This is a genomic window from Enterococcus phoeniculicola ATCC BAA-412 (genome assembly GCF_000407505.1).
Taxonomy (GTDB): Bacteria; Bacillota; Bacilli; order Lactobacillales; family Enterococcaceae; genus Enterococcus_K; species Enterococcus_K phoeniculicola.
This window is the reverse complement of the sequence record NZ_ASWE01000004.1, coordinates 444254-468881: the sequence shown is the minus strand read 5'-3', so window position 1 is coordinate 468881 and position 24628 is coordinate 444254. Positions and strand designations below refer to the sequence as shown.

Here is a 24628-nt window from a genome sequence, read left to right as displayed (position 1 = left end):
AAAAAAAACAAGCCAATTTACAGCTTGCTCTTTTCCCTACGTTCTTTTTCTATCTTCCTCAGAGTCTGTTTTCTTCTATAAAGCTCCGTATTTGCCTGTCGGTTGAATGTATCACCATTAAGAAACGATATATTTCTAAAAAAATTCGTAACTGTCTCTTTCCAAAACTCTTTTCTTTCATTATGCACCTAGCTCACCCCAAGCCTGCTACTTTTCTGTCACTTTACCACATAAAAATTATAGTGGATAAAGAATTTTAGAGATTAATGATGTTCGCTTCCATCGTAGGCGTCTTTCAAAATAGATAAATCAATTTTTTTCATTTGATACATCGCTTGCATCACTCGATTTGCTCGTTTGACATCCGTTGTATCTGTATATTTTTCTAAAAGCACGCCTCCTGTTTGCCAGCAAATACCATATTTATCCTCCATCCAGCCACAAGGCCACTCTTTTCCATCTGTGGTCAGGCGTTCCCACAGATAATCAATCTCCTGTTGATCCTTACAATCAACAGAAAAAGAGGTTGCCATTGAAAAGTCAAATTCGTGATGCATCGCGTTATCCATCACTCGAAACGGTTGCCCATGGATAGAAAAAAGTGCTTGTTTAATAGAGCCGTCTTCGTTTCTTTCATAGGATTCAATCTGTGCATTCCCAAAAGTATCTATCCAAAAATTCATCGCTTCTTCTGCCTTCTTATACGCATCATCATGAAACATAAAAGCTGGAGCTATCGATTGCTTTTTCCCACTCAAATTGATTTGCCAAGAAACACCGTACTTATCTTCTAGCCAGCCAAACTTTTTACTAAATGGATACTCTTGTACAGGCATTAGCTTCTTTCCCTGCCGAATAAGTGTGGTCCAAACACGTGTAAACTGTTCATCTGTTTCACAATCGACAAAAAATGAAATTGCAGGAGTAAACTGAAATTCTATTCCCCCATTTAACCCCAAAAATGTTTGATTGGCAATGGTAAATTCCACAGTCAAAATTGTTCCTTTAGGCTTATGCAAATCATCGACATAATGAGAAATTGTTCCAAGTGCTCCTTCTTCAAATGCATCTAGGTAAAGCTCAGCTGCTTCAAGTGCCTCCGAATCAAACCACAAACAAGGAGAAAATTTTGGCATAATAAACCATCCTTCCATCGTCTTTTCTTCAAAGATATAGGAAAACAGACCAAACTACAAAGAATGCGCTTTACTTTTTTTCTCTTATCCTGCAACAAGAAAAAAGAAGTAAGACACAATGGTGACTCACTCCTCTGCACAGCTCTTTTTTATTACAGCAGTCCATATAAAGGAGGTTATCGTAAGTACATTCTTACTTCTTTTTCGATTAGAAAGACAGGTTACTCAAAGAAATGTCTGACCTTTAGCTGTTCATTTCTATCCTTCTTTTGATAATTGGTTGGCAATTGGGTCTTTGATTGTTACTTTTTCTTTTTCAAGTCGTTCAATAGTTTCGGCAAATTGTGGCAAATAGTTTTTATGAGCAATAAACAGTTCATCCATAATGCGTTTTGCTGTATCACCTGACTGAATAAGCGGATTAATCGTAAACGCTTGTAGCGCTGTCCCATAATCTCCCGTTACAGCAGCTTCAATTGTCAATAGTTCCATTGCCTTCATCACTTGAAGCCAGCCTTTTTCAGCGGTTGGAAGTGGTCCAAAGGCAACATTTCTTGCTCCCTGTGCACCAATATATGCAGTCACCTCTACTGCACAGTCATCTGGTAAATCCGGCACAGCACCATTGTTTCTTGTAGAGACAACAATCTCCGTATCAGCATTTGAATAGATGGAAGCAATCGTTTCGCAAGCAGCATCCGAATAGTAAGCTCCTCCTCGTTCTTCCAATTGTTTCGGTTTATAATCTAATTCTGGATCTTTATATAGCTCAAACAGCTCATGTTCAATTTGTTTCACTTGCTGCGCACGTGTTCCTTCATTTTCATATTCCTCTAGTCCATGTTTCAGCATTTCTTCTTCCCGATAATAATATCTATGATACCCGCAAGGAATCATATTCATCTGCATTAACTGCTCCTTGTAAAAAGGAATATCAAAAATATTTTTTGGCAGACCACTTCCTTCTTCGTACAGTGTATCAATCAATTTTTTCGTAATGTCCTGCCCATTCTTATCAGCAAGCTTATGCCAATGGAAGTGATTCAATCCTGCAAATTTATAAATTAAATCTTCTTTAGGAACACCTAATGCTTTCGATTCGCCCATTTTCGCCATGACTGGTACATTACATAATCCAATAACCTTGTCCCATTTTCCGTAACGCAACACAGCTTCTGTAACCATACCACTAGGATTGGCGAAGTTAATGAGCCATGCATCTGGGCAAAGTCTCTTCATATCCTCTACAACCGATAAGATAACTGGAACCGTTCGAAAAGCCTTAAACATTCCTCCTGCTCCATTTGTTTCTTGACCTAACATTCCATAAGAAAAAGGAATTCGTTCATCCTTAATTCGTGCATTTAACTGCCCCACTCGAAATTGAGTTGTTACAAAGTCTGCATTTTTGAGCGCTTCTTCTCTATCTAACGTTGTATATATTTTTACATCATATGGTGACGCATCCCACATCCGTTGAGCCATCGCGCCGACAATTTCCTGTTTTTCTTTTCCTTCTTCTACATCAACTAGCCAAATTTCTTTAATAGGAAGCTCATCATATCGTTTAATAAATCCTTCCATTAGTTCAGGTGTGTAACTGCTTCCTCCACCAATTGTTGCAATTTTTACTTTTTTCATAAATAATCCCTCCAATAGTTTACAAAAATAGTATAAAATAAAGAAAATAGAGAAACGATAGTTTGAGCCTATTTCCAAACTCATTATACAAAAGAGTTGTTTTAATACCTATTTCGTTGAAAATGATTTTAAATAGAGTAATTACAGCACTTTCATATTTTTACAAAAAAAAGATATTTTTGAAAAAAGGAGAAACTTATGTTAATTAAAGAACAACTAGAGACAGGTGATTTTTCGCAGGCAGAGCGTGTGACTATCTCATTTTTACTAGACCATCCAGAACGGCTAGAGGCTATGACCATTCAAGAAATTGCGACAGAAACCTTCACTCAACCCTCTACGCTTGTGCGTATTGCAAAAAAGCTACAATTCGTTGGCTGGAAGGATTTAAAACAAGCCTATTTAGAAGAATGGCACTATCTTAGCAAGAATTTTACAAAAGTTGATGCAAATCTTCCTTTTTTACAGACAGATTCAACGATGACCATTATCAATAAACTGGCATTTTTGGAGAAGTCTACTATTGATGATATTGTTTCCTTATTGCACCATGACAGTCTTTCTAATGCAAAACAACTCTTGTTAAATGCTGAGGTCATTCGTGTATTTTCACAAAACGCCAATTTATTAATTGCACAAGATTTTGCGTTAAAAATGAATCGGATTAGAAAACCTGTCACTCTTTCTTCAACAAAAGGGGAAGAAAATTATGAAGCATATAATGTTCCTAGAAATGGCTGTGCGATTCTTATTTCTTATTCTGGAGAAAACAGAGCCATTCTAAAAATCAATCAAATTTTAAAATCAAGAGATGTTCCTACCATTGCCATCACCAGTATTGGAGATAATAGCCTATCTCGTGAATGCACCTGCTTTTTACCTGTAACAACACGAGAGAAACTCTATTCAAAAATTGGAAACTTCACCACCAATATTTCAATTATATTTTTGCTTGATGCACTTTATTCACTTGTCTTTGCGGAAAATTATGAACGAAATTTAGAACATCTAAAACGCCTAGGTCAGCTTGTAGATAAACGAAAGATTGCAGTTGATGTCATGCGAGAGGAGTAGCTGATTTTCTAAACGTAGTAAAAAAAGCATTTCATCAGATGATTCAGACCGCATAACAGAACAATAAAACTTGTAAGAACTCACTAAATAAATAGAGAGTGAGACATAACTGTTTAAGTTATGTCCCACTCTTAATATATACTTTTTCGTCACAAATTTTCTATGATAAGGCAACATCTCTTTTATTGAACAAAGCAAGTGTTGCTGCATAAATTAGTACAATATAGATAATTAATCCCACTACCGTAGCAGGTACACTAAGATTTCCACCCACTGCATAGGCACTATCAATTACTTGATTATTTAACCCTAATAGGTTAAATAAAATCCATTTTAACCAATCATATTTTTCGATAATAACTGGTAGTATTTGTCCTAAAATACTTCCTGAGAATAAAATTCCCATACCCACGCCTACAGCTAACGCTTGTGAGCGAATAACAGCTGAGAAGAATAATGCAATGGTAATATATAAAATCATGAGTAAAAAGTTACTTGAAAACAGCTGACCTGCCATCATTAATGCATTTTTATCCCCAGTTGCTTGTGCTAAGGCTGACGTTAAAGATTGATGAGGAAGCATATATGAACAGATAAACGCTGATATTGCCATGACTATACTACTCAATAACCCATAAAGAATTGCCACAATATATTTCGACCAAAGAATTTGCATTCTACTATATGGACGAGTCAGCAATAACTTAATTGTTCCACCAGAAAATTCAGCCGCAATAATCATGCTCGCAATAATAACCGCAAATAGCGTTGGTAGTACATATATTTGTCCAAAAGAACTGAAAAATTGGGCACTTGTCGTTCCTGAATTAGGATTTGGAGGAGTTTCTCCTTTTTCCAGATATGACTTATAATAGTCAAGTTGTTTTTCTGTGGCCTTTATATCTCTTTTACTATATTGCTTTGGATGGCTTTTATAAAGTTCAAGATTTTTTTCAAGCTGCGGAATCGATTCTTCTAATGTAAGAGAGACTAACTCAGCATTTTCATCCACATCAACAGAATTCCAATAGAGATCTTCACTTACAATCGTTCCATCTGAATTTTTATATCCGTTAATTCCACCTTTATACTCCGGTTGCCCTTCACTGTGCATATAGCTCTGCATATTCTCATTTGATTTCATCATCATAAAACCCATACCCAACATACAAACAAAAAGAATGATTTGCAAAATCCAACTAGACTTTTTACTAAACAGTTTGATAAATTCATTTTTAATTAATGTAAACATTATAATTCTCCTCCTTCCGTTAATTCAAAGAATCGTTCTTCTAGTGAACTTGTTTTAGCAGAGACTGCATAGAGATCAAGTTCAGCAGAGAGCAATCGAATCATGTCTGGAATTTGAGTCTCAACTGTCGTTACTTCGATTAACTGACTTCCCACTTCAACAGCATCAATTTCTTTCATGCGTAATAATTCAATCGCTTTATTTACATCAGAAACCTTGAATACGAATTTTCCATGACTGTCTTCCATAACATCGCTCATCGTTTCAATATGGGTCAATTCCCCTTTTTCAATAATTGCAAAACGATCAGTAATTTGTTGAATTTCTCCCAGTAAATGACTGGAAATCAAAACAGCCGTCCCTTGTTTGGATACTTCACGAATGATTTCTCTAAACTCTGCCATTCCTTGTGGATCAAGTCCATTCGTCGGCTCGTCTAAGATTAAGATGGATGGATTATGAATAAGTGCTTGTGCTAATCCTAATCTTTGACGCATTCCTAATGAATAGGTTTTTACTTTTTGATTAATTGCATTTGTTAGCTTCACTTTTGCAACAATTTTGTTAATCTCTTCGTCTGAAATATTTTTCCGGCTCATTCGTGCAAATTGTTTCAGATTTTCCATTCCTGACATATACATATAAAATTCAGGATTTTCAATGATTGCTCCGACTTCACTGATTGTTTTTTTGAAGTCAACACTAACATCCATTCCTTTAATTAGAACCGTTCCAGAAGTACGACTAATCAAACTTACAATGGAACGAATAATTGTCGTTTTTCCTGCACCGTTTGGCCCTAGAAGACCAAAAACTTCTCCTTCGTATACTTCAAAATTAATGTTTCGTATAATCGTTTTTTTTCCAACACGCTTTGACAGATTCTTAATCTGCAACACTGATTTTGCCATTTTTTTCTCCCCTTCTCTTTTTAATAGAAAACTACCACGCTACTTTTCTATTACCCAGTATACCTCTCAAAAAAGATTCGTGACTCCTACTTAAGACCGAATTATTTCATTCTTGTCTTTTTTTTCACATAGAAACGTAGATGATTTCTAACGATGCATGGTTTCTTCAAAATAACAACCACCATTTCTTTTAGCTGACATACAGTGAAGTCATTCATCTATAAATGTGTTCCACCCGTTTCATCACAAAAAAAGTGACTGATAAGACAAACATTCATACTTCGTTTGTCTTATCAATCACTCAACTACTTATACATAAACTACTCTTTCTAGAATGTAGTTTAAATCAGTTTGATTCATTGACTACGTTTCAAATTCTCCTTCTAACTCATGCGCTTCCTCTTCAAGAGAGTCTTTTTTTAGTTAACAACTGGATATTGGGATTTGCTAGGTGACGATTTCGTTCATCTGCTGGTCCTTCTTTTACTAAAATTTTTCTAAGAAAATAACACCATCAAAATCTAGCATATTAAAGCTGGTTCTGGTAAGCAATTTTAGTGGCTTGTAAATAATTCGTCCACATGTTTGCAACCTGCCCGTGAATTAAACGCTCGTCAATTCTAACATTTTCAATTCCCATTATTCTTTTTTCTTTACGTTAATATAAATTGGCACTTCTGAAAACAGTAACTGATTAGTAAAGATTCCTTCTGTTTCAAAGACTATCATTTCATTTAGACCCTTTTTAAGTAGCGGTGCTGGCAGATACAAATAGCCAGTTGGACCAACTTCCCAAAAACGACCTAAATTAAATCCATTCACCAATACACACCCTTTTCCCCAACCACGACAGTCGATAAACGTATCCGCTGTTTCTTCAACAAAAACCTCAAACTTATAAAAACCAGGTCCATTTATTTTTTCTTGATTAAACGTTAAATTTCCATTAGAAATTTTATCAAAATCTAAAGAGTAATGTAGCCAGTTAGAGTGAAAGTGCAAATCCAACATCACGCCACCACGAATACCTTTTCTTTGTGTAGGTGCTAGCAACTTGGACCCATAATTGACTCGTCCCATATTTTCCACCAAAAGCATTAGTTCATTGTGCGTTTCTTTTTCCAAATTAAATGAAAGTTCGGAGCCGATTTCTTTTTTATACTGGGTGGCTACTTCTTCATTGTTTACATAAATTTTGACACGATCACTTGCTTCAATTACGCGAACTCGTTCTACACGGCGTTTCTCACCAATATCAGATTTATAAACAATATAGCCATAGCCTTGATCCAGCTCTTCCATTGAAAGCGGCCATGTATTTTGTACAACCGTACTTACTTTTTCCAAATTTTCACTCAAGGAAGCTGCACCAACAAAAGTGACATTAGAAAAGCGCACTTTTCTATGATTTTCCGTGGTCTTTTCACTTTTCTTCCCCTCCAAAAATACCTCTTGAATCAACTCAAACTTAGGTGTTGTATCGCCCCACTCTGTTAGTAAAGCATCATAATCATAAGAGGTAATTTGATGTAAATCACTCGTTCCCCTAGCTGAACAGCCATTCATAAAGCCAAAATTAGTTCCACCTTGAAACATATACAGATTCAAACTTCCTAACTCATACATTTCTTTCACTGCATTTCTGAGCTCTATAGGATCTCTGCGGATGATTGGCTCATTCCAACGATTAAACCAGCCATCCCAAAATTCCATACACATCAAAGGCGCTTCAATACCATGTTTGTCCATAAATCGAGCTAAATTTTGTATATTCTCTGTCACTCGTGAACCAAAATTTCCAGTTGGAAAAACGTCTTTGTTAGGAGAGGCTCCTGCTTCTAATGCTTCTTGCCATGCGCCATCTGACGTAAAAATCGGAATATCAATATATTTACGCATTATTCGATAAATTTCTTGAAGATAGGTTTTATCATTTCCATAAGAACCATATTCATTTTCTAATTGCATCAGAATAACAGGTCCACCTGCTGACCATTGGAATGGCTTTAATATAGGAAGCAGTTTATCAAAATATCGCTCCACATAGGTAAGAAAAGCAGGATCACTACTTCTAATTTTGCACGTCTTATTTAACAGCCAAAAAGGTAAGCCGCCAAACTCCCATTCTGCACATATATATGGTGAGGGTCTTAAAATAACAAAAAGATTTCTATCTGCTGCTTGTTGGATAAACGTTTCAATGTTATGTCCATAGGAATGAAAATCAAAATCTCCCTCATTTGTTTCGTGATAATTCCAAGGAATATACGTTTCTACTGTATTACAGCCTAACTCCACCAATCGATCTAATGCATATTCCCAGTATTCTTCAACAAGTCGAAAATAATGAACTGCACCTGATACGAGTTTTGTGTTTTCTCCATTGATGACAAACTCTTTATTTACTTTTATTGAATTCATTTGTTCCACCAACCTATTATCTTAATATATTAAGATAATAGCACGTGTAGAAATCGTTTTCAATATTTATTTTTTAAAATATGCTATACTCTTAATATATTAAGAAATGAACATTCTATTTTGGAAAGGACTGACTCATATTTGATCCCCAAATATTTAAAAATAAAAAACACCCTTTTACAAAAACTAAGGGACGGAGAATTTGAACCTGGCGAAAAATTTTATAGTGAATCTGAGTTAGTGAATATGTATAACGTGAGCTCGATTACAGTAATCCGGGCGCTAAAAGAGCTCGTCTCTGAAGGTTATCTGTTTAGTATCCAAGGAAAAGGACGATTTGTTTCAAAAGGAAAGTTAGGTCAAACAGTTCATTTTACAGATGTTGAAAAATATCCTGACCAAGAAACCTCTGTTGAAGTTATCTCTATCACAGAATCAACCAATCCTGAAATCAGAAAAATCTTGCATGCGGCTGAAAATGAAATAGTTTATTGCATTGAACGAGTGAGAAAAAGTAACAATATTCCTTTTTTCTTGCAATATTCTTACTTGTCCGCTCGCTATATTCATTCCGATGAAATTAACGATCCTGAACGTTTCATATCTATTTATGATAAACTACGCAAAGATTACAATTTCCATATGACTACCGCACCATCTGTTGAATACTACCGCATTTGTTTTCCTACACCAGATCGAGTTGCTCAGCTACTGGAAATTGACACTCAGGAACCAACAAGTTTTGTTGAACGAACAACTTTTTTAGAAGACGAAAGTCCAATTGAATTTATCCAATCTTATAAACGCTGGGATTATTACTGTAGTAAGATTGATTCTTTATAAACTAACTAAAAAATCGAAACATTTACGCGTCCTCCATAACAGCTAAAAAGCTTCCTTTTGGGCGCGTATTTTCCTAAAAAAGAGCAATAGATGAAAGAGCAATGGAATTTCTTTTTCTCTATTGCTACTTTTCAAACAGATAGTTTCGTCTTCAATAAAAAAAGAGCAATTAATAAAACAATACCAACGGTTTGTTTTATTAATCACTCTGCAAGCGTTCAATTTCTGCCTACTATCACGAATTACAGACTTAACGATTGTTCTGTTTCTTTAATTTCCACATCATAAATCGCAAGCTTAGTTTCTAGTCTCTCAATGGTTTTGTTCATTAATTGCTGCTTTTCTAACAGCTTTTGATACTCCTCCACTAAAATCTCTTTTCTTTCCAGAAGTGTTTCTTCCCCAATCTGGTAAAGAGCAGTATATTTAGCCAAGGATTCAATGGATAGTCCTGAATCTCTCATACATTTAATAAATTCAATCCAGTTTAACTCTTCTTCTTGATACTCGCGAACACCGGAAGAATTTCTAGTTACAGGAGGAATTAAGCCTTCTTTTTCATAATATCTAAGTGTTGCAGGTGTTAACTTATATTTCTTGGCAGCCTCAGAGATATTCATTTGACAGCATCCTCTCTTATTTTTTCTCTATTCCAAATGGAAAAAGTCTCTCACTTTTGACTAGTTTAATCATGTCCAATTACCTTGTGTGGAACATATAGCTCTTCTAAATAAGAAATATCTTCTTTTGTTAGATGAAAGTCAACTGCTCCTGCAGCTGTTTCAATGTGACTCATCTTAGTTGCTCCTACTACGGGAGCCGCAACTAAGTCATTTTGCAAGAGCCATCCTAAAGCAATGTTTACACGATTTGTTTCATATTTATCAGCTAGTTCAGCGACACGCTTGATAATCAATTGATCTTTTTCAGCTGTTTCATCATATTTTGCTTTTTGAGCAGTATCTGTTAAGCTACGACTTGTTTTTTCTTCCTGATCTCGAATCAATCGCCCTGATGCCATCGGACTATATGGGGTTAATGCAATTTTTTCGGAACGACAGTAAGGAATCATTTCCCTCTCTTCTTCTCTATAAATAAGATTTAAGTGATTTTGCATGGAAACAAATTTTGTCCAGCCATTTTTTTCAGCAATTGTGTTTGCTTGCTGAAACTGATAAGCATACATAGCAGAAGCGCCAATATAACGGGCTTTTCCTGATTTCACTACATCATGCAGTGCCTCCATGGTTTCTTCTATTGGTGTATTATAATCCCATCTGTGAATAATGTATAAATCGACATAATCCGTTTTAAGCCGCTGCAAGCTTTGATCTATTTGAGACATGATGGCTTTTCTTGAAAGACCTTGTCCATTGGGTCCTTCGAACATTTTTTGATGAACTTTTGTTGCCAGTACAATCTCATCTCTTTTGGCATAGTCCTTCAAGGCTCTCCCTAGAATCTCCTCACTACGGCCTAAAGAATAAACATTTGCTGTGTCAAAAAAATTGATACCCAACTCTAACGCACGTTTAATCAACGGACGGCTATCCTCTTCTTCCAGAACCCACTTATGTATCCAATTTTTTGGATCACCAAAGCTCATTGAACCTAAACAAATTCTTGAAACGTCTAGTCCTGTATTTCCTAATTTTACGTACTCCATATTCAGCCTTCCTCCTTATCTTTTACCTACTTTAAGTATAGACCTTAGAGTGCACTTTAAGTCAATAGAGAATGAAGATTTATTTAATGGAAAATAAAAAAGGAATAAACAGATTAATCTACCGCTGGGAAGTTCGTTAAAATTTTTTGACAAATCGTTTCGACAGTCAATCCATTTTCCTCCATCAGTTCACTTGCTGTATAGCGGTCATGAAAAGCTTTATCCAATCCATAGTTCTGTACTCTCATACCTGAATCTCCATAATAGCTAGCGATTGTTTGCCCATACCCGCCTTCTAAAATTCCATCTTCCAGCGTCACCACTAGTCTATGTGCTTTTTTCAGCTCTTCTAATACTCCTTTGTCTAACTGAGAAATCACTCTTGGATTGATGAGGGTCGGTTTTAGTTGGCTTATTTCTTCTAATTTGTTTGCTACCTCTTTTGCTAAATGATAAAAATTTCCAATCCCAAAAATAGCTACATCTGCGCCCATTTGACTAATTTGATTGGACAAAATATCCGGATGCTTTAACTCTTTGATTACTTCTTCTGATTTTACACCCCCTACAGGCACTCGAATGGCTACTGGATGATTCATTTGTTCGATTGACCAATCAAGCATTTCTAAATATTCTTCTTTCGTGGTTGGCGCAAGATAAACTAAGTTGGGAATATGGCTGAGAAATGGAATATCAAAAATTCCTAGATGACTTTCATCATTCATACCATTCACAGAAGCCCCATAAACTAAAATAGTTCCTGGCAAATTATTTAATGCTAAGTCGTGAGATATTTGATCATAACTTCTTTGCATAAAGGTTGAATAAACTGCCCAAACAGGTTTTACACCATTTTTAGCTAATCCTGCAATCATAGTAGCGGCTTGTTCTTCTGCGATTCCTACATCCACAAATTGTTTACCAGCCTTCGCGCGCTGTTCAGCAGAAAACAACAACATTGGCGTGCCTGCATTAACAGCCACAACTGATGAGTCTTTTGCCATTTTTTCCAGTAAATACTCAGTTGTTAGCTGGTTATAAGATAACTGATTTCCAGTGCTTATATATTCACCAGTTTCCAAGCTAAACGGACCTCCTGCATGAAATTTTTCGCGATTTTCTTCTGCAAAAGCGAATCCTTTCCCCTTAATTGTATGAATATGAAGAACTACTGGAGACTTGGTATCTTTTACCGCTTGAAACAATTCAATTAACGCATCTAAATTATTTCCTTCTTCTAAATATTCATAGTGAAATCCTAGAGATTTAAAGAAATTATCTTTCGCTTTTCCTTTTGTTTCACGAAGCAAACGGAGGTTCTCATAAATTCCTCCATGATTTTCTGCAATCGACTGATCGTTGTCATTTACAATCACAATTGTATTTGTTCCAAGCTCAGAAATATTATTCAATCCTTCATAAGCTAAACCGCCGGAAATAGAGCCGTCGCCAATGATTGCGATAACGTTGTTGGTCTCTTTTTTCAAGTCTCTTGCTTTTGCTACACCATTTGCTAAAGACAAAGAGGTAGATGTGTGACCAACCGTAAATAAATCATGTGGACTTTCTTTTGGGTTAGTATATCCTGATACGTCGTCATAGTGTGTCTCGTCTAAAAATGCTTTTGCTCTTCCGGTCAACATTTTATGAACATATGATTGGTGTGAGACATCAAAAATAAATTGATCAACAGGTGATTGAAAAACATAATGCAGTGCAACTGTCATTTCAACTACACCTAAATTTGGACCATTATGACCTCCATGATGACTTACTTTTTTTATTAATGCTTCTCTTGCCTCGTCTACTAATAGATATAGCTCGTCTCTTGTTAATTTTTTAACATCTTCTGGATTATTTATTTTTTCTAAAAACATAAAAATTCCCCCTTCAACATTCGTTAGTTTACTCCTTGAAGTGAACTTTAAGTCAAGGGGAAATTTAAAAGTTTTCTATCTTTTTCACAAATAACAGCAATTCTCCTGTTTTCAGTAAGTCCACATTCAAGAAACTATCTGATTTTTTCAAAGATTTATCTTTTTTTTTAACGAAAAAAGGTGAAACATAACCTAAGTTACGTTTCACCTCGTAAAATCTTAATAAAGATTAGAAGCAAAAGCGGCTCCTTCTTATTGCTCTAAAACACGAAAAATTTTACCTTCGATGTATACGGTACCTGTTTGGTTCTCGAAGCAAGCTGTTTCTGTTCTACTTCTTTATCTATTCCTGTTTACAAAAATAGCATAAACTAATGCCACTGCATATAAGCCATGAATACTGAAGAAAATTATCATTGGCGAGATTAATCTAAGTGTCGCTGACAGACTCATTAAAAGCAAAGTTAGCATAAGTACTGGAAAATAAAGCACAATTAGCTCATTAAGTTTGTGGCTCACCATTTCCAAAAAGGCCACTCTTGTTTTTAACAATGTTACCCACAAGATCGAACCAACAATATCTATTACCGAGAAAAAAAGAAAGAAAAGATATTTATTCTGAAAATTCGTTGGTAATCCGTTTCCGTCAATATGTACAACAATTTCCTTAGGCAAAAATGGAAGAACCAACAGAAATAAGCCTATAGTTCCAACAGTTATTGCCACTGTTCTCTTATTCATCACACTCTTTTTTATTCTATTTTTTTTCATCATATTCTTTTTCATCACACTCTTTTTCATCCTACTCTTTTCACGAGCCTTTTTTAATACATCAAGTAGTATAAGCCATTTGCGCGCTCATATCAATAACAGCGCGCGGTAGCTCATAAAAAAAGTGAATAAATATGCAATAATTTTTTAATCAATCAAAGCATTTATTTAGATTTTTAGTGAATAAGCAAAAGATAGCTATTTAAAATGTAACCATAATCCATCTCCTTAATTTTTTTATCGCTATAGCCCCCTCACTTTAGCATTCAACAAATTATTTTTGTGAACGCTACCTATTTTTGATATGTTCTACCTTTTTTTGTTGTTCTTTTAGATACAGATAGGAAGATACGAATAAATTTTTAACTCTTCTAATGGCGAGTCCAACGTACATTGGTTGAGTGAAATGCGGTTATTTGCTCTCATCAATTTCCTGATGCTGTCAATTCTTTGAAAAAAATCACTTTCAAAAGCCAAGTTTCAGCTTTTGAAAGTGATTCTCAAATTGTTTCTATTCATTTTTATTTTATTTTCTCTTTTATTTGCTCTGGTGAATATTGTTTTAGTAAGCGGCGAATCTCCATCTCAATGTTAAACTGCAAGGCTTTCGTGCTGTCTAAATTTTGAAGTGCGACTTTTAAATAATTGAAAAAAACTTCTTCCTCCATTACTTATTTCCCCCTCTTAGTCCATCGATTCATACATCGCTCTTGGTCCACCAATATATTTTGGACGGCTTCGAAGGGCAGTTACGTGTGCTCCACCCAACTCTTTGACAGATGGACGAACAGGCACCTGTACATGTTTCACGTGCATGCCAATTGACGTATCGCCAATGTCCACTCCAGCTTGCGCAAGAATATGTTCAACTTCAACTGGATCAGCAAACTGTTCAAACGCAGCCACTGAGCATGCTCCACCTGCATGCAATGCAGGCTTTACTGAAACAATTTCCCAACCTTTTGCTTCTGCAAGCTCACGTTCAACTACAAGGGCGCGATTAATATGCTCACAGCCCTGTACACCAAGATAAATGCCTAATGAATCAAGAATTGATTTCATCGTCTCGATGACCCATTGTCCGACTTCTTGACTAGAATTTTTACCAATTTGTCCACCAACAATTTCACTTGTTGTACAGCCTAAAACAAAGACATTTCCTTTTTTCAGTTTAGCTGCTTTCAATACATCATTTACAATAACAGTTAACTCTTTTTGCAAGGTTTCTTTTTCCATAATCAATCAAACTTCTTTCTATTTATATTGAGGATGACGAAGGATTTTTTGTAATGCTTGATACAAAGGAACAGTGACCAGAATACCAAAAAAGTTCTGAATCAAATTTCCTGGTATTGAGGCGACTCCTGCAGGCCATGTATAGAGCAAAGTTGTGGCAAATGCATAACCTGCAACCATTAAGAACGTTGCCAATACAAAACCAACAATCATCCCTTTCTTATTAGGAAACTTCTGATACAAATAACCCAAAAGCCATCCTTGTAATCCATGAATAAGTACAGAAAATAATGCCCATTCAGGATAGCCAGAAATCAAATCAATGAGTCCACCGCTCAAAGCGCCTACAAATAAGCCACCTGTTGGACCAAAAAGTAAGGCCGATGAATAGATACCTACCTCACATAAAGTGACAAAGCCTTTTGTCTGGGGGACAGGAATAATAAACAAAATAGATAGTGATACCGTTAGTGCCACCATCAAAGCTAGCTTTGTTAACTCACGTGTTTTCATAATTCCCCTCCTCAACAGTCTGACCAAACCAAACATTACCTTCACCATTTTTCAATAGAATTCCATGCTTAATCGATTGGTAAACAAACTCTTTACTTTTTTCAACAGAAGAAATTAGTTCATTACCTAAAACTAAATTTGAGGCGATTGCCGAGGCAAATGAACAACCTGCACCATTTATCGTCTTTTCTTTCAGCTTTTCTTTTTTTAAGAGGACAAACTGTTGCCCATCATAAAATAAATCATAAGCTATTTTCCCAGATATTCGCTCTCCACCCTTTATGACTACAGATTTTGCACCTAAACGAAGAATCTTTTTTGCTGCACATTTCATCTCTTCGATTGAATGAATCGTCATTTCAGAAAGTAGCTCTGCTTCTTTTAAATTTGGGGTAATAATCGTTGCATATGGAAATAGACGAGACACGAGCTCATTTTTATATGTGGCATGATACTGTGCCTCTGTTTCTTTAAATGCCATCACAGGATCTAGCACAATCGGCCCTGTAAATGTTTGTATAAACTGTTCCACTCTTGTTATCGTAGATAGTTGATGGAGCAAACCAATTTTAATTCCTGAAATAGCCATTGCTCTATCAATACTAGAAAGCTGTTCCTCCACCAATTGTGTCGATACATCATGTATTTCAAACCCTCGTTCATTCTGCGTAGCTATACAGGTAATTGCAGCTACGCCAAAAATCTGATGGTTTTCAATTGTTTTTAAATCCGTTTGTACTCCACCACCCGCAAGTGTATCAGAACCTGCAATCGTTAATAGGGTATTTGTCATACACTCAACTCCTTACTTTCATTATATGGAAATTAAGGGGATTGAAAACAGCCAATTGGGTGTTTTTTTATCCATCCAATTAGCAGTTTTTTATCTATTGAATTTTCTTTAATAATCTAATTGTTTCAATCTTAGCTTCATCTCAGTACCATTCATTATTTTTAACTGATATAAATCCAAAATATCTTGCTTTAATTTTTCCATTTTAGGATCGTCAGCAAGGGTTTGTCTCACACGATTTAACCCCCAAACAATCAAGTCGCCCATTCCTCTGCTTCCTAGTTGAAAGCCCAGCAGACTTTCTTCTGATAAGCGACTATTCTCAATTTCTTTTAAAAGCTCCCCGTATTCTCCTCTTACAATAAATTCATCCTCTTGTTCGTTAATCTTTTGTCGAAGTTCTACTAATGTTGTCACTATGTATAGCTCGTCTGATTCTAATATTTTTAAAAGAGCATCTAAGACCTCTCCTGGTGATTCACCGGTTCCCTTTGAAATAGCAATTAACGTTTTTGCGGTTAATGTGTTGGGGTTGCGTTTACTTGCCTTTGAAAGTGTCTGTTCTGAAACACCTGATTTTTTTGATACATCATAGCGAGTCATCGCGTGATGTTGTAAGTAAATGTCTAAACAGTTTTTCATTCTTTTCCTTCCTCTCCAATCTACTCAACTACAGTTTAGTATAAAAGAAATAGCTTCTTAATGCAATTTCCAAACCCACCCCGACTCAATAGCGCTACAGCTCTGTCAAAAGACTATTTTCTCTATTCAATCAATGGTATCATGAACAAAAGGAAGGTGGATATCTAGATGAAAGTAACAATTGCGATTGATTCATTTAAAGAAAGTGCAACTTCTTTTGCACTCGCCCATGCAATACAAAAAGGAATTGAGGACTTGGTGGAAACAGTAATCCCTATTCCCATTTCTGATGGCGGTGAAGGTACAATAGAAGCAATTTCCGCTGCTCTCCCTGGTGAAATTTGTTCTCTGAAAACAGTCAATTCGTTTGGAGAAGACATTCGTGCGAACTACTTTTTAACAATTATTAACGGTCTTCCCACAGCAGTTATTGAATCTTCTAGTGTCGTTGGCATCCACTTTTCAAACAATCGAAAAAATCAAGCTTATTCAACTAGCTCCTACGGTTTAGGCCAGATGATTTCTGCTATTATCGATCAGGAAATTAAACAAATCATTATCACTTTAGGTGGTAGTGGAACAACAGATGGCGGATTAGGGATGCTTCAGGGCTTAGGAGCAGAACTTTTTGATGCCAAAAACAATCGACTCATGCCTAGTCTCCACTCTAATCCTTTATTATCTGCGCACAGTCTCTCGTTAGACTCCTTAAAAGAAAAATTAGCAAACATTCATCTCATTATTGCAAATGATGTACAAAATCCTTATTGTGGTTCAAATGGAGCAGCATATATTTTTGGTCCCCAAAAAGGGCTAACAGAAGAAGAAGTTGTTTTGCTTGATGAAAAATTGACAAAAATCGCAGAATCAATGCAGAATCAAGGTTATCAAGATTTGAAATTGGCTTCTGGGGCAGGTGCTGCGGGAGGACTTGGAGGGGCTTTTGCTTGGTTAGGAGCAGAGATGCAGTCTGGATTTTCCCTAGTGGCTGACTTAATTGGTTTAGAAGAACATCTACGAACGAGTGATTGGGTGATTACTGGTGAAGGAAGGCTGGATGCACAATCGAGTGCGGGAAAAGTTCCCTATGGAGTAGCAAATCTTGCAAAAAAATATAGGACGCATACACTGCTGCTTTGTGGAAGCTATAAAGAAATTCCAAAGCAGACGTTATTTGACGGTATTTTTTCAATACAGCATGAACCCGTCAGCTTAAATCAAGCAATGGATACCGCCTATACACTAAAAAATATTACAGAACTGAGTCGGCAGATTTTTCAGCTCATCTGTCTCACTCAAAAAAACTCTCAATAAAAAGACAGGGCTAGTGACCACTTTGGACATTAACCCTGTCTTTACTCATTTTTCATTCTTTTTTATTCCAAAACAGACATTTTATAGACTTCTCAGCTACTCATTGTCTTAACTAATCCAGCCAACAAACCAACGGACAAGATTTGGAAGAACAACAATGGTGTAGATGGTCCGACTAATTTGAATAGCTGCTATTTTTGGCATATCACCACCTAGTTCACCCGCAATAAGTGAAATATCGGTAGCTCCAGCTGGAGAGGAAGCAAATAAAGCAGATTTCAAATCTAAGTCACCTTTTTTATAAACGATAAATCCAAATAAAACGTTAATAATCAAATAGCTTCCTAAAAGAAGAAGTGCTGGTACAATTAATTGTGACATTTGTTGTACGCTATGATGTGTAAACGTACTTCCGATAATTGAACCTGCAAGAATTTGAGCAAGATAGCGAATCGAGCTGTTTAACTGTGCTGTATTTTTGACGATTTTTAATAGACTTGAAAAAATTAAGGAAAAGATGAGGGCACCGACAGGAATCTCTAAATAGACTCCCAATAGCCCCCCGATTCCTGCAATAATCAAAATGAGACTATCATTTGTCCAGTTTCTATTTGTGCCAAAGGGATGGATTTTTTGCATCTTTTCTTTTGTTTTATTCACTGAGGATACATCATCTTTTCCAAGCCGTTTCAACAAAAATTGAATCCAAGCTGGAAGTATCAAGAGAATACCCACAAGACGGGCAAGCTGCATGGTCGCAACAATTTCTGACTGCGCCCCCATGTCAATACTAATTAGTGACACATCCATAATACCACCTGGCATACAGCTAAGAAGTGCCGTCACTAAATCAATGGAAAACAGATAATGAAAAAGTAACCCCATTGCAAACATATTGACTGTAAAAAAACTTAAAAGCAGTACGATAAGCTTAGACAATTTGGGAAAATTAAGTAAGTCTGCTTTAGAAACTTGTTGCCCAATATAAGCGCCGCTAACAATTTGTGCAAATACTTTCAGAGAGCCCGGCATAGCTGACTGATTAGTAAGAATAGAAAATAGAGCCACCGCAATCATACTTCCTGTCATAAATGCAGCTGGCATCTTCAGTCGTTTTGCCAGACAACCGCCCAACAGTCCTACTACGAATGTCATAACCATCTTTACTAACAATGTTTTTCTCCTACCTCTACAAATGAATGCTAATTTTTATACGATGTAATGATTCTGGAACCTAACGATAAACTACCAGATTTTTAAAAGATTACTAAAAGACAGAGTGAAGATAGAATCTCATCTCCACGGCGTTTGTCTCTCACCATCTTCTACGCACGAACCAGGTCCCCAACGTACCTCTTTTCGGTATATTTCGCTGTATAAGAAAGAGAATGCTGAGGTGCGCTTGCTTATTCATTATAAATGAACAAATTTTCTCTTCACAGAAAATCCTAAAAAAAACACCAAAAGAACAATTTCTAGTTTCTTTCTCTCTACTGAATTTTCCATAAAAAGAAGGTGGGACATAACTAATTAAGTTATTCCCCACCTTTGTAAAATCTTAATAAACGACGGGAACAGAAGCAACTCATCTCCACTGCGTTTGTCTCTCAACAACTTCTACGCATGAGACATGCTAGAGTTGAAGGTCTCCACTGCGTTTCGCTCTCAACAACTTCTACGCATGAGACATGCTAGAGTTGAAGGTCTCCACTGCGTTTCGCTCTCAACAACTTCTACGCATGAGACATGCTAGAGTTGAAGGTCTCCACTGCGTTTCGCTCTCATCAACTTCTACGCATGAAACATGCTAGAGTTGAAGGTCTCCACTGCGTTTCGCTCTCATCAACTTCTACGCATGAGACATGCTAGAGTTGAAGGCTTCGAAAATAAGCTGAAATTCCCAAAGATTTGAGGAACAATCTTCGTGAATTCCTTCTTATTTCTCGGAGCTGAACACTTCTGTCCCGACCTCCTAATAATATTTATTCCGTTATCGTCTTTTGAACAACACAGGGTGTGCCAAAAGCTAAAACATTTTCTGGAACATCTTTTGTTACTACACTACCTGCTCCGATGACTGAGTTTTTTCCAATTGTCACACCTGGAAGAACAATTACCCCAGCACCCAACCAGACATTTTCACCAATAACCACAGGAAGATTATACTGTGCCTTTTTTACTCGTAGCTCAGGATTTAGCGGATGAGTTCCTGCAGCCAAGGTTACATTTGGCCCAATCATGACATTGTCTCCAATTTCAATTCGTGTATCATCTACGAGTGTTAGATTAAAATTAGCGTACACATGATTTCCTAAATGCGTATTAGCACCCCAATTTGCTCGTAAAGGCTGTTCAATATACACGCCTTCTCCTACACTTGCAAATAACTGTTTCATTAATTGTTGTTTTTCTTTTTCGTCTGACGGTCTGACTTGATTGAAATCATAAAGAATTTCATTAAACTTCTTTTGCAAACTTCCTGTTTCAGCATTTTCAAAGTATATTTCTCCACTATGCATCTTCTTAAAAATTTCTTCTGTCTCCATTACTTTGCTCCTCCTAACATCCACTTACAGTTAATCGCTTTCATTTTTGGAAACGAATCATACGATTCTTATTTTCCAACAATTATTTTCTTCACTATTCATGATAGCACGTCCCTAATTGCTTTTACAGTGCTCTCTATTCTTTCTACAAGTTGCACGAAAACATCAAGCAATCTGACGATACAGTCACAATTTTTTTCTACATCAATCCTTGAGTCCCACTTTCAGCGATTCTGTGCTATGATATTTTGGGAACAACAAGCACACATTTTAATACGAACAAGGAGCTAAGCATTTATGGACATACTATTAGCTACAGAGGCAGTTTCTTATGAGATTGAAAATAAGAACATCCTTTCTGACATTACCCTTTCAATAGAAAAAGGCAGTCAAACAACCATCATAGGTCCATCTGGTGGAGGAAAAAGTACCTTATTAAAAATTTTTGCTACACTATTAAGCCCGACAAGTGGTACTGTATTTTTCCAAGGGACACCAAGTACTTCTTACAAACCTGAGGACTACAGAAAGAAGGTATCTTATTGCTTTCAACAGCCTACCTTATTTGGTGAAACAGTCTTTGACAATTTACTGTTTCCTTATACCGTTAGAAATAAGCCCTTTGATGAAGCCCATGCTAAAAGTCTTCTTCAAGAAGTCAAGCTTTCTAAAGACTATCTACAAAAAAAGATTACAGAACTATCGGGTGGTGAAAAACAGCGTGTTGCTTTATTACGAAATGTGCTCTTTTTACCAGAAATTCTCTTATTAGATGAAGTGACAACAGGGTTAGATGAGGAAAGCAAAGGAATTGTAAATGAATGGCTAAATCAATTAAATCAGAAAAATGGTACTACACTTATCCGTGTCACCCACGACAATGAAGAAATTCAACAAGCAAAGTCAACGATTCGTATTGTGAACGGAAGAATGGAGGCATCAAATGAACTTAGCAGTCAATAATCTCTCCTTATTTTTTGCAGCTATGTTGGTTATGGTCGCTTTAGGAATTAGTTATAAAGAAAAATTAGGATTTACAAAAGACATTATTTTCAGTGTATTTCGCGCAATTATTCAGCTGGTACTTGTCGGCTATGTGTTAAGTTATCTTTTTCGGGTAAATAATGAGTTTTTAACCGTTTCAATGGCGCTTATTATTGTGATAAATGCAGCACAAAATGCAAAAAAAAGAAGTCAGCATATCAAAAACGGTTTTCTTCTCTCGTTTATTGCAATCGGTGCAAGTACGAGTGTAACCATCGGTGTGCTGGTTCTGTCTGGCTCTATAAAATTTATTCCCTCCCAAATTATTCCTATCAGTGGAATGATTGCCAGCAACTCAATGGTCGCCATCGGTCTTTGTTATCGAAGTCTGGATAGTCTGTTCCACGACCAACGTCAGGCTATTTTAGAGAAGCTTTCATTAGGTGCTGATATCAAGCTTGCTTCTCTTTCAATTCTTCGACAAAGCATCCGAACAGGAATGTCTCCTACCATTGATTCAGCAAAAACCGTTGGGATAGTCAGCCTTCCTGGAATGATGTCTGGACTAATTTTTGCAGGTGTCGATCCCGTTCACGCTATTAAATATCAAATTATGGTAACTTTTATGCTACTTTCGGCAACAAGTATCGGCTCAGTTCTTGCTACGTACTTAGCCTATAAGAGCTACTATAATGAACAAAAACAATTAATGATTTAACATAAAAACGAAGACAGATTTAAGATTACTCATTATGAGAACCTTTACTGTCTTCGTTTTAGTTATTTAAAATGAAACAACGAGCGTCTCACTATGTTCCCCTTCTAAAAATTCTTTTACTTTATCACTTGTCATCGCTTTTTTCAGTGCCTTTATTTTCTCGCTCTCTTTATTATCTTCTCGTGCAACTAGTTGAATGGAAAATCGTCCATCAATATTTTTTTCCAAGAATAGTGCATCACTAGGTGTTAAGCCGATTTTTGAAATATAGGTAGGGTAATTATAAACCAAAGAAACACCCGGTTCACTATATGCTTCAGCTAGATTCAATAAATCCACAGACAGAAAGTCAAATTTTTTCGGATTCTCAATAATATCCTTGGTTGTACCATTCACACCAACGCCCTCTTTTAACTTAATTAATCCTTGTTCCTGTAAAATAGCTAATGCACGTCCTTCATTTGATACATCGCTTGGTAACGCTATTTTGCTATTTTCAGGAAGCTCATCTACTGATTGATAGTCCTTTGAATAAAACCCAACCTTTGCATCATAAATAGGCTGAATAGCAACCAAATTTGTTCTCTTTTCCTCATTGTACTTCATCATGAAAGGTTCATGTTGAGCAAAACTTGCATCTGCCTCTTTCCCTGAAACCATATCATTATAAGCGACATTATCGTTCACTTGCACTAATTCAATTTCCCAGCCATCTTCTTTTGCTACTTCTGCAGCCACTTTTACTACATCTGTCATCGGCGGTGCTTGACTAGCTACCTTGATTATTTTATCTTCTTTTCCCGCACTCTCTTTTTTTTCTGTACCGCAAGCAGTCACGGCTCCAAGGACACTCAATGCTAACACTGCTAAAATCACTTTTTTCATCTATTTCTCCTACTTTCTTTTATCTAGTTTTTGTGCAAAATAATTCCCCGTCATTTGGAGAATAAATACGCAAACAATCAGAAAAACAATCGCAAAATACATAATGCCATATTGGTAGCTTTGATACCCATAACGAATGGCGAAATCTCCAACTCCACCGCCACCAACAATCCCCATTACAGTAGAGTAAGAAACCATGCTGACAATCGTAGTCGTATATGCTAATAAAATACCACTCCTTGCTTCTACCAATAAAAAATGCCACAGGTACTGCCAGCGGCTCACTCCTAATGACTCACTTAACGCGCCTATCTCTTTAGGTACATCTAAAAGTACTTGTTCTACCAGCCGGGCAAAAATGGCACATGCTACAATACTCAATGGAAAAGAGGCAGGATATGGCCCGAATGCTCGTCCAATAATCAGACGAGTGACCGGTATTAATGAAATGACAAATAGTAAAAAGGGATAGGAACGAATCAAAGTAATCAAAAAATTTAATACCCAATAATTGACTACGTTTTTTTTGCGTCCTTTGGGATTGGACAAAAACAACCCAATTCCTAATGGGAGCCCAACAAGTAACGCAGCCCCCATACTAATGCTCATCATGATACCTGTTTGCTTTAAAGACACAATAAATTCCGGTAAGTAATACTGAATATTTTCAATTACGGACATCTTTTACCCCCCGCTTTATTCTCTCTGCATAAGAAAGTACAGGGGAAGATACGTCTTTAGGTGTGTTAAAGAATTCGTCTGTAATCCTACCTGATTCAAGTACCAACACCCGTTCACATAAAGTTTTTACTGAACTTAATTCGTGACTGACAAACAAAATCGTGGGAGAAAACTCTTTATGAGTCCTTTTTAACAATCGAATAATTTCTTCTGTATTTTCTTCATCCAAAGAACTAGTTGGTTCATCACAAAGTAATAACGTTGGGTTTCTAACCAGTGCACGAGCAATAGCCACTCGCTGTTTTTCTCCTCCTGATAATTCCGCAGGATAATATTGACTTTTCATACGCATTCCTACAAAATCAAGTAATTCATCTACTTTTTCATGATTAGTTTTCCCTAGTAACTTTAAAGGAAGAGCTACGTTTTGATGAACAGTTAAATTACTTAATAAATTATAGTGCTGAAAAATCATTCCAATCGTTTGTTTGGTTTGTTGAATCTGCTTTTTTGTAAGAGTCTGAATCTCTTTCTCCCCAAAATAAATCTCCCCTTTAGTTGGTGTTTCAATTAAATTGAGTATACGAAGCAACGTTGATTTTCCTGAACCACTTTTCCCAATAATTCCAACTATTTCCCCCTGCTCAATCTGGAAGTTTAAATCATCTAATGCATTTATTTGTTGATAGTCTTTTGAAACATGATGCAACTGAATCATCTATTT

Annotated in this window: 24 protein-coding genes and 1 pseudogene; 5 read left to right on the top strand and 20 right to left on the bottom strand. The window is 36.3% G+C overall.

Going from position 1 to position 24628, the window contains the following annotated elements; genetic code table 11:
• Positions 1-263: 263 nt before the first annotated feature.
• Together I589_RS16155 and I589_RS16150 are read right to left on the bottom strand one after the other, a co-directional pair.
• Positions 264-1136 (bottom strand): VOC family protein, encoded by an 873-nt coding sequence (locus I589_RS16155; protein ID WP_010767383.1) that lies wholly within the window; start codon positions 1134-1136, stop codon positions 264-266.
• Positions 1137-1394: 258 nt separating this feature from the next.
• Positions 1395-2777 (bottom strand): 6-phospho-beta-glucosidase, encoded by a 1383-nt coding sequence (locus I589_RS16150; RefSeq protein WP_010767382.1) that lies wholly within the window; start codon positions 2775-2777, stop codon positions 1395-1397.
• 198 nt (positions 2778-2975) lie between these two features.
• On the opposite strand from I589_RS16150, the gene I589_RS16145 reads away from it, so the two are divergent.
• Positions 2976-3851: a MurR/RpiR family transcriptional regulator gene (locus I589_RS16145; protein WP_010767381.1), complete on the top strand. Its 876-nt coding sequence runs from the start codon at positions 2976-2978 to the stop codon at positions 3849-3851.
• A 160-nt stretch (positions 3852-4011) separates the two neighbouring features.
• Here I589_RS16145 and I589_RS16140 read toward each other — a convergent pair whose 3' ends face one another.
• The 4 genes and pseudogenes from I589_RS16140 to I589_RS16130 form a co-directional block, all read right to left on the bottom strand.
• Complete coding sequence (locus I589_RS16140) at positions 4012-5103, bottom strand: ABC transporter permease (protein WP_010767380.1); 1092 nt, start codon at positions 5101-5103, stop codon at positions 4012-4014.
• Positions 5103-6014, bottom strand: a complete 912-nt coding sequence (locus I589_RS16135) for an ABC transporter ATP-binding protein (protein WP_010767379.1) — start codon at positions 6012-6014, stop codon at positions 5103-5105. The genes I589_RS16140 and I589_RS16135 overlap by 1 nt, the downstream gene beginning before the upstream one ends.
• Before the next feature lie 550 nt (positions 6015-6564).
• Positions 6565-6654, bottom strand: a pseudogene (locus I589_RS18240) (PTS sugar transporter subunit IIB); the annotation flags it as partial.
• Positions 6654-8435, bottom strand: a complete 1782-nt coding sequence (locus I589_RS16130) for a glycoside hydrolase family 35 protein (RefSeq protein ID WP_010767377.1) — start codon at positions 8433-8435, stop codon at positions 6654-6656. The pseudogene I589_RS18240 and the gene I589_RS16130, both read right to left, overlap by 1 nt.
• 120 nt (positions 8436-8555) lie before the next feature.
• Here I589_RS16130 and I589_RS16125 point away from each other — a divergent pair, with 120 nt between their 5' ends.
• Positions 8556-9278 (top strand): GntR family transcriptional regulator, encoded by a 723-nt coding sequence (locus I589_RS16125; RefSeq protein WP_342662915.1) that lies wholly within the window; start codon positions 8556-8558, stop codon positions 9276-9278.
• A gap of 242 nt (positions 9279-9520) precedes the next feature.
• Here the strand turns inward: I589_RS16125 and I589_RS16120 are convergent, their stop codons facing one another.
• From I589_RS16120 to I589_RS16085, 9 genes are all read right to left on the bottom strand, one after another.
• A complete protein-coding gene (locus tag I589_RS16120) occupies positions 9521-9898 on the bottom strand; it encodes a MerR family transcriptional regulator (RefSeq protein WP_010767375.1) in 378 nt (125 codons plus the stop codon).
• A 65-nt stretch (positions 9899-9963) separates the two neighbouring features.
• A complete protein-coding gene (locus I589_RS16115; RefSeq protein WP_010767374.1) occupies positions 9964-10944 on the bottom strand; it encodes an aldo/keto reductase in 981 nt (326 codons plus the stop codon).
• Between the two features lie 113 nt (positions 10945-11057).
• A complete protein-coding gene (locus tag I589_RS16110) occupies positions 11058-12821 on the bottom strand; it encodes a 1-deoxy-D-xylulose-5-phosphate synthase (protein ID WP_010767373.1) in 1764 nt (587 codons plus the stop codon).
• A gap of 339 nt (positions 12822-13160) precedes the next feature.
• A complete protein-coding gene (locus I589_RS16105) occupies positions 13161-13607 on the bottom strand; it encodes a DUF1648 domain-containing protein (protein WP_169828840.1) in 447 nt (148 codons plus the stop codon).
• Positions 13608-14113: 506 nt separating this feature from the next.
• Positions 14114-14260, bottom strand: a complete 147-nt coding sequence (locus tag I589_RS18500) for a hypothetical protein (protein ID WP_010767371.1) — start codon at positions 14258-14260, stop codon at positions 14114-14116.
• A 16-nt stretch (positions 14261-14276) separates the two neighbouring features.
• On the bottom strand, positions 14277-14828 hold the full coding sequence (locus I589_RS16100; RefSeq protein WP_010767370.1) for a TIGR01440 family protein: 552 nt from the start codon (positions 14826-14828) through the stop codon (positions 14277-14279).
• Between the two features lie 18 nt (positions 14829-14846).
• Positions 14847-15341, bottom strand: a complete 495-nt coding sequence (locus I589_RS16095; protein WP_010767369.1) for an ECF transporter S component — start codon at positions 15339-15341, stop codon at positions 14847-14849.
• Positions 15328-16134 carry a bifunctional hydroxymethylpyrimidine kinase/phosphomethylpyrimidine kinase gene (locus I589_RS16090; protein WP_010767368.1) on the bottom strand — a complete coding sequence of 269 codons (807 nt, stop codon included), beginning with the start codon at positions 16132-16134 and terminating at the stop codon, positions 15328-15330. The genes I589_RS16095 and I589_RS16090 overlap by 14 nt, the downstream gene beginning before the upstream one ends.
• A gap of 108 nt (positions 16135-16242) precedes the next feature.
• Positions 16243-16776: a helix-turn-helix domain-containing protein gene (locus tag I589_RS16085; protein WP_010767367.1), complete on the bottom strand. Its 534-nt coding sequence runs from the start codon at positions 16774-16776 to the stop codon at positions 16243-16245.
• Positions 16777-16944: 168 nt separating this feature from the next.
• Here I589_RS16085 and I589_RS16080 point away from each other — a divergent pair, with 168 nt between their 5' ends.
• Positions 16945-18090, top strand: a complete 1146-nt coding sequence (locus I589_RS16080; RefSeq protein WP_010767366.1) for a glycerate kinase — start codon at positions 16945-16947, stop codon at positions 18088-18090.
• 108 nt (positions 18091-18198) lie between these two features.
• Here the strand turns inward: I589_RS16080 and I589_RS16075 are convergent, their stop codons facing one another.
• On the bottom strand, positions 18199-19245 hold the full coding sequence (locus I589_RS16075) for an AbrB family transcriptional regulator (RefSeq protein ID WP_174298974.1): 1047 nt from the start codon (positions 19243-19245) through the stop codon (positions 18199-18201).
• An 827-nt stretch (positions 19246-20072) separates the two neighbouring features.
• Positions 20073-20636, bottom strand: a complete 564-nt coding sequence (locus tag I589_RS16070) for a sugar O-acetyltransferase (RefSeq protein WP_010767364.1) — start codon at positions 20634-20636, stop codon at positions 20073-20075.
• 297 nt (positions 20637-20933) lie between these two features.
• Here I589_RS16070 and I589_RS16065 point away from each other — a divergent pair, with 297 nt between their 5' ends.
• Both I589_RS16065 and I589_RS16060 read left to right on the top strand, forming a co-directional pair.
• Positions 20934-21599 (top strand): ABC transporter ATP-binding protein, encoded by a 666-nt coding sequence (locus I589_RS16065; protein WP_010767363.1) that lies wholly within the window; start codon positions 20934-20936, stop codon positions 21597-21599.
• On the top strand, positions 21580-22338 hold the full coding sequence (locus I589_RS16060) for an ABC transporter permease (protein ID WP_010767362.1): 759 nt from the start codon (positions 21580-21582) through the stop codon (positions 22336-22338). Before I589_RS16065 ends, I589_RS16060 begins: the two co-directional genes overlap by 20 nt.
• A 66-nt stretch (positions 22339-22404) precedes the next feature.
• Here I589_RS16060 and I589_RS16055 read toward each other — a convergent pair whose 3' ends face one another.
• The 3 genes from I589_RS16055 to I589_RS16045 are packed head-to-tail and all read right to left on the bottom strand — an operon-like array spanning position 22405 to position 24622.
• The gene (locus I589_RS16055; RefSeq protein ID WP_010767361.1) at positions 22405-23223 is read right to left on the bottom strand and encodes a MetQ/NlpA family ABC transporter substrate-binding protein; all 819 of its coding nucleotides are present in this window, start codon (positions 23221-23223) and stop codon (positions 22405-22407) included.
• Between the two features lie 9 nt (positions 23224-23232).
• On the bottom strand, positions 23233-23904 hold the full coding sequence (emtB, locus tag I589_RS16050) for a metal ABC transporter permease EmtB (RefSeq protein ID WP_010767360.1): 672 nt from the start codon (positions 23902-23904) through the stop codon (positions 23233-23235).
• Positions 23891-24622 (bottom strand): methionine ABC transporter ATP-binding protein, encoded by a 732-nt coding sequence (locus I589_RS16045; protein ID WP_010767359.1) that lies wholly within the window; start codon positions 24620-24622, stop codon positions 23891-23893. Before I589_RS16045 ends, emtB begins: the two co-directional genes overlap by 14 nt.
• Positions 24623-24628: the final 6 nt, after the last annotated feature.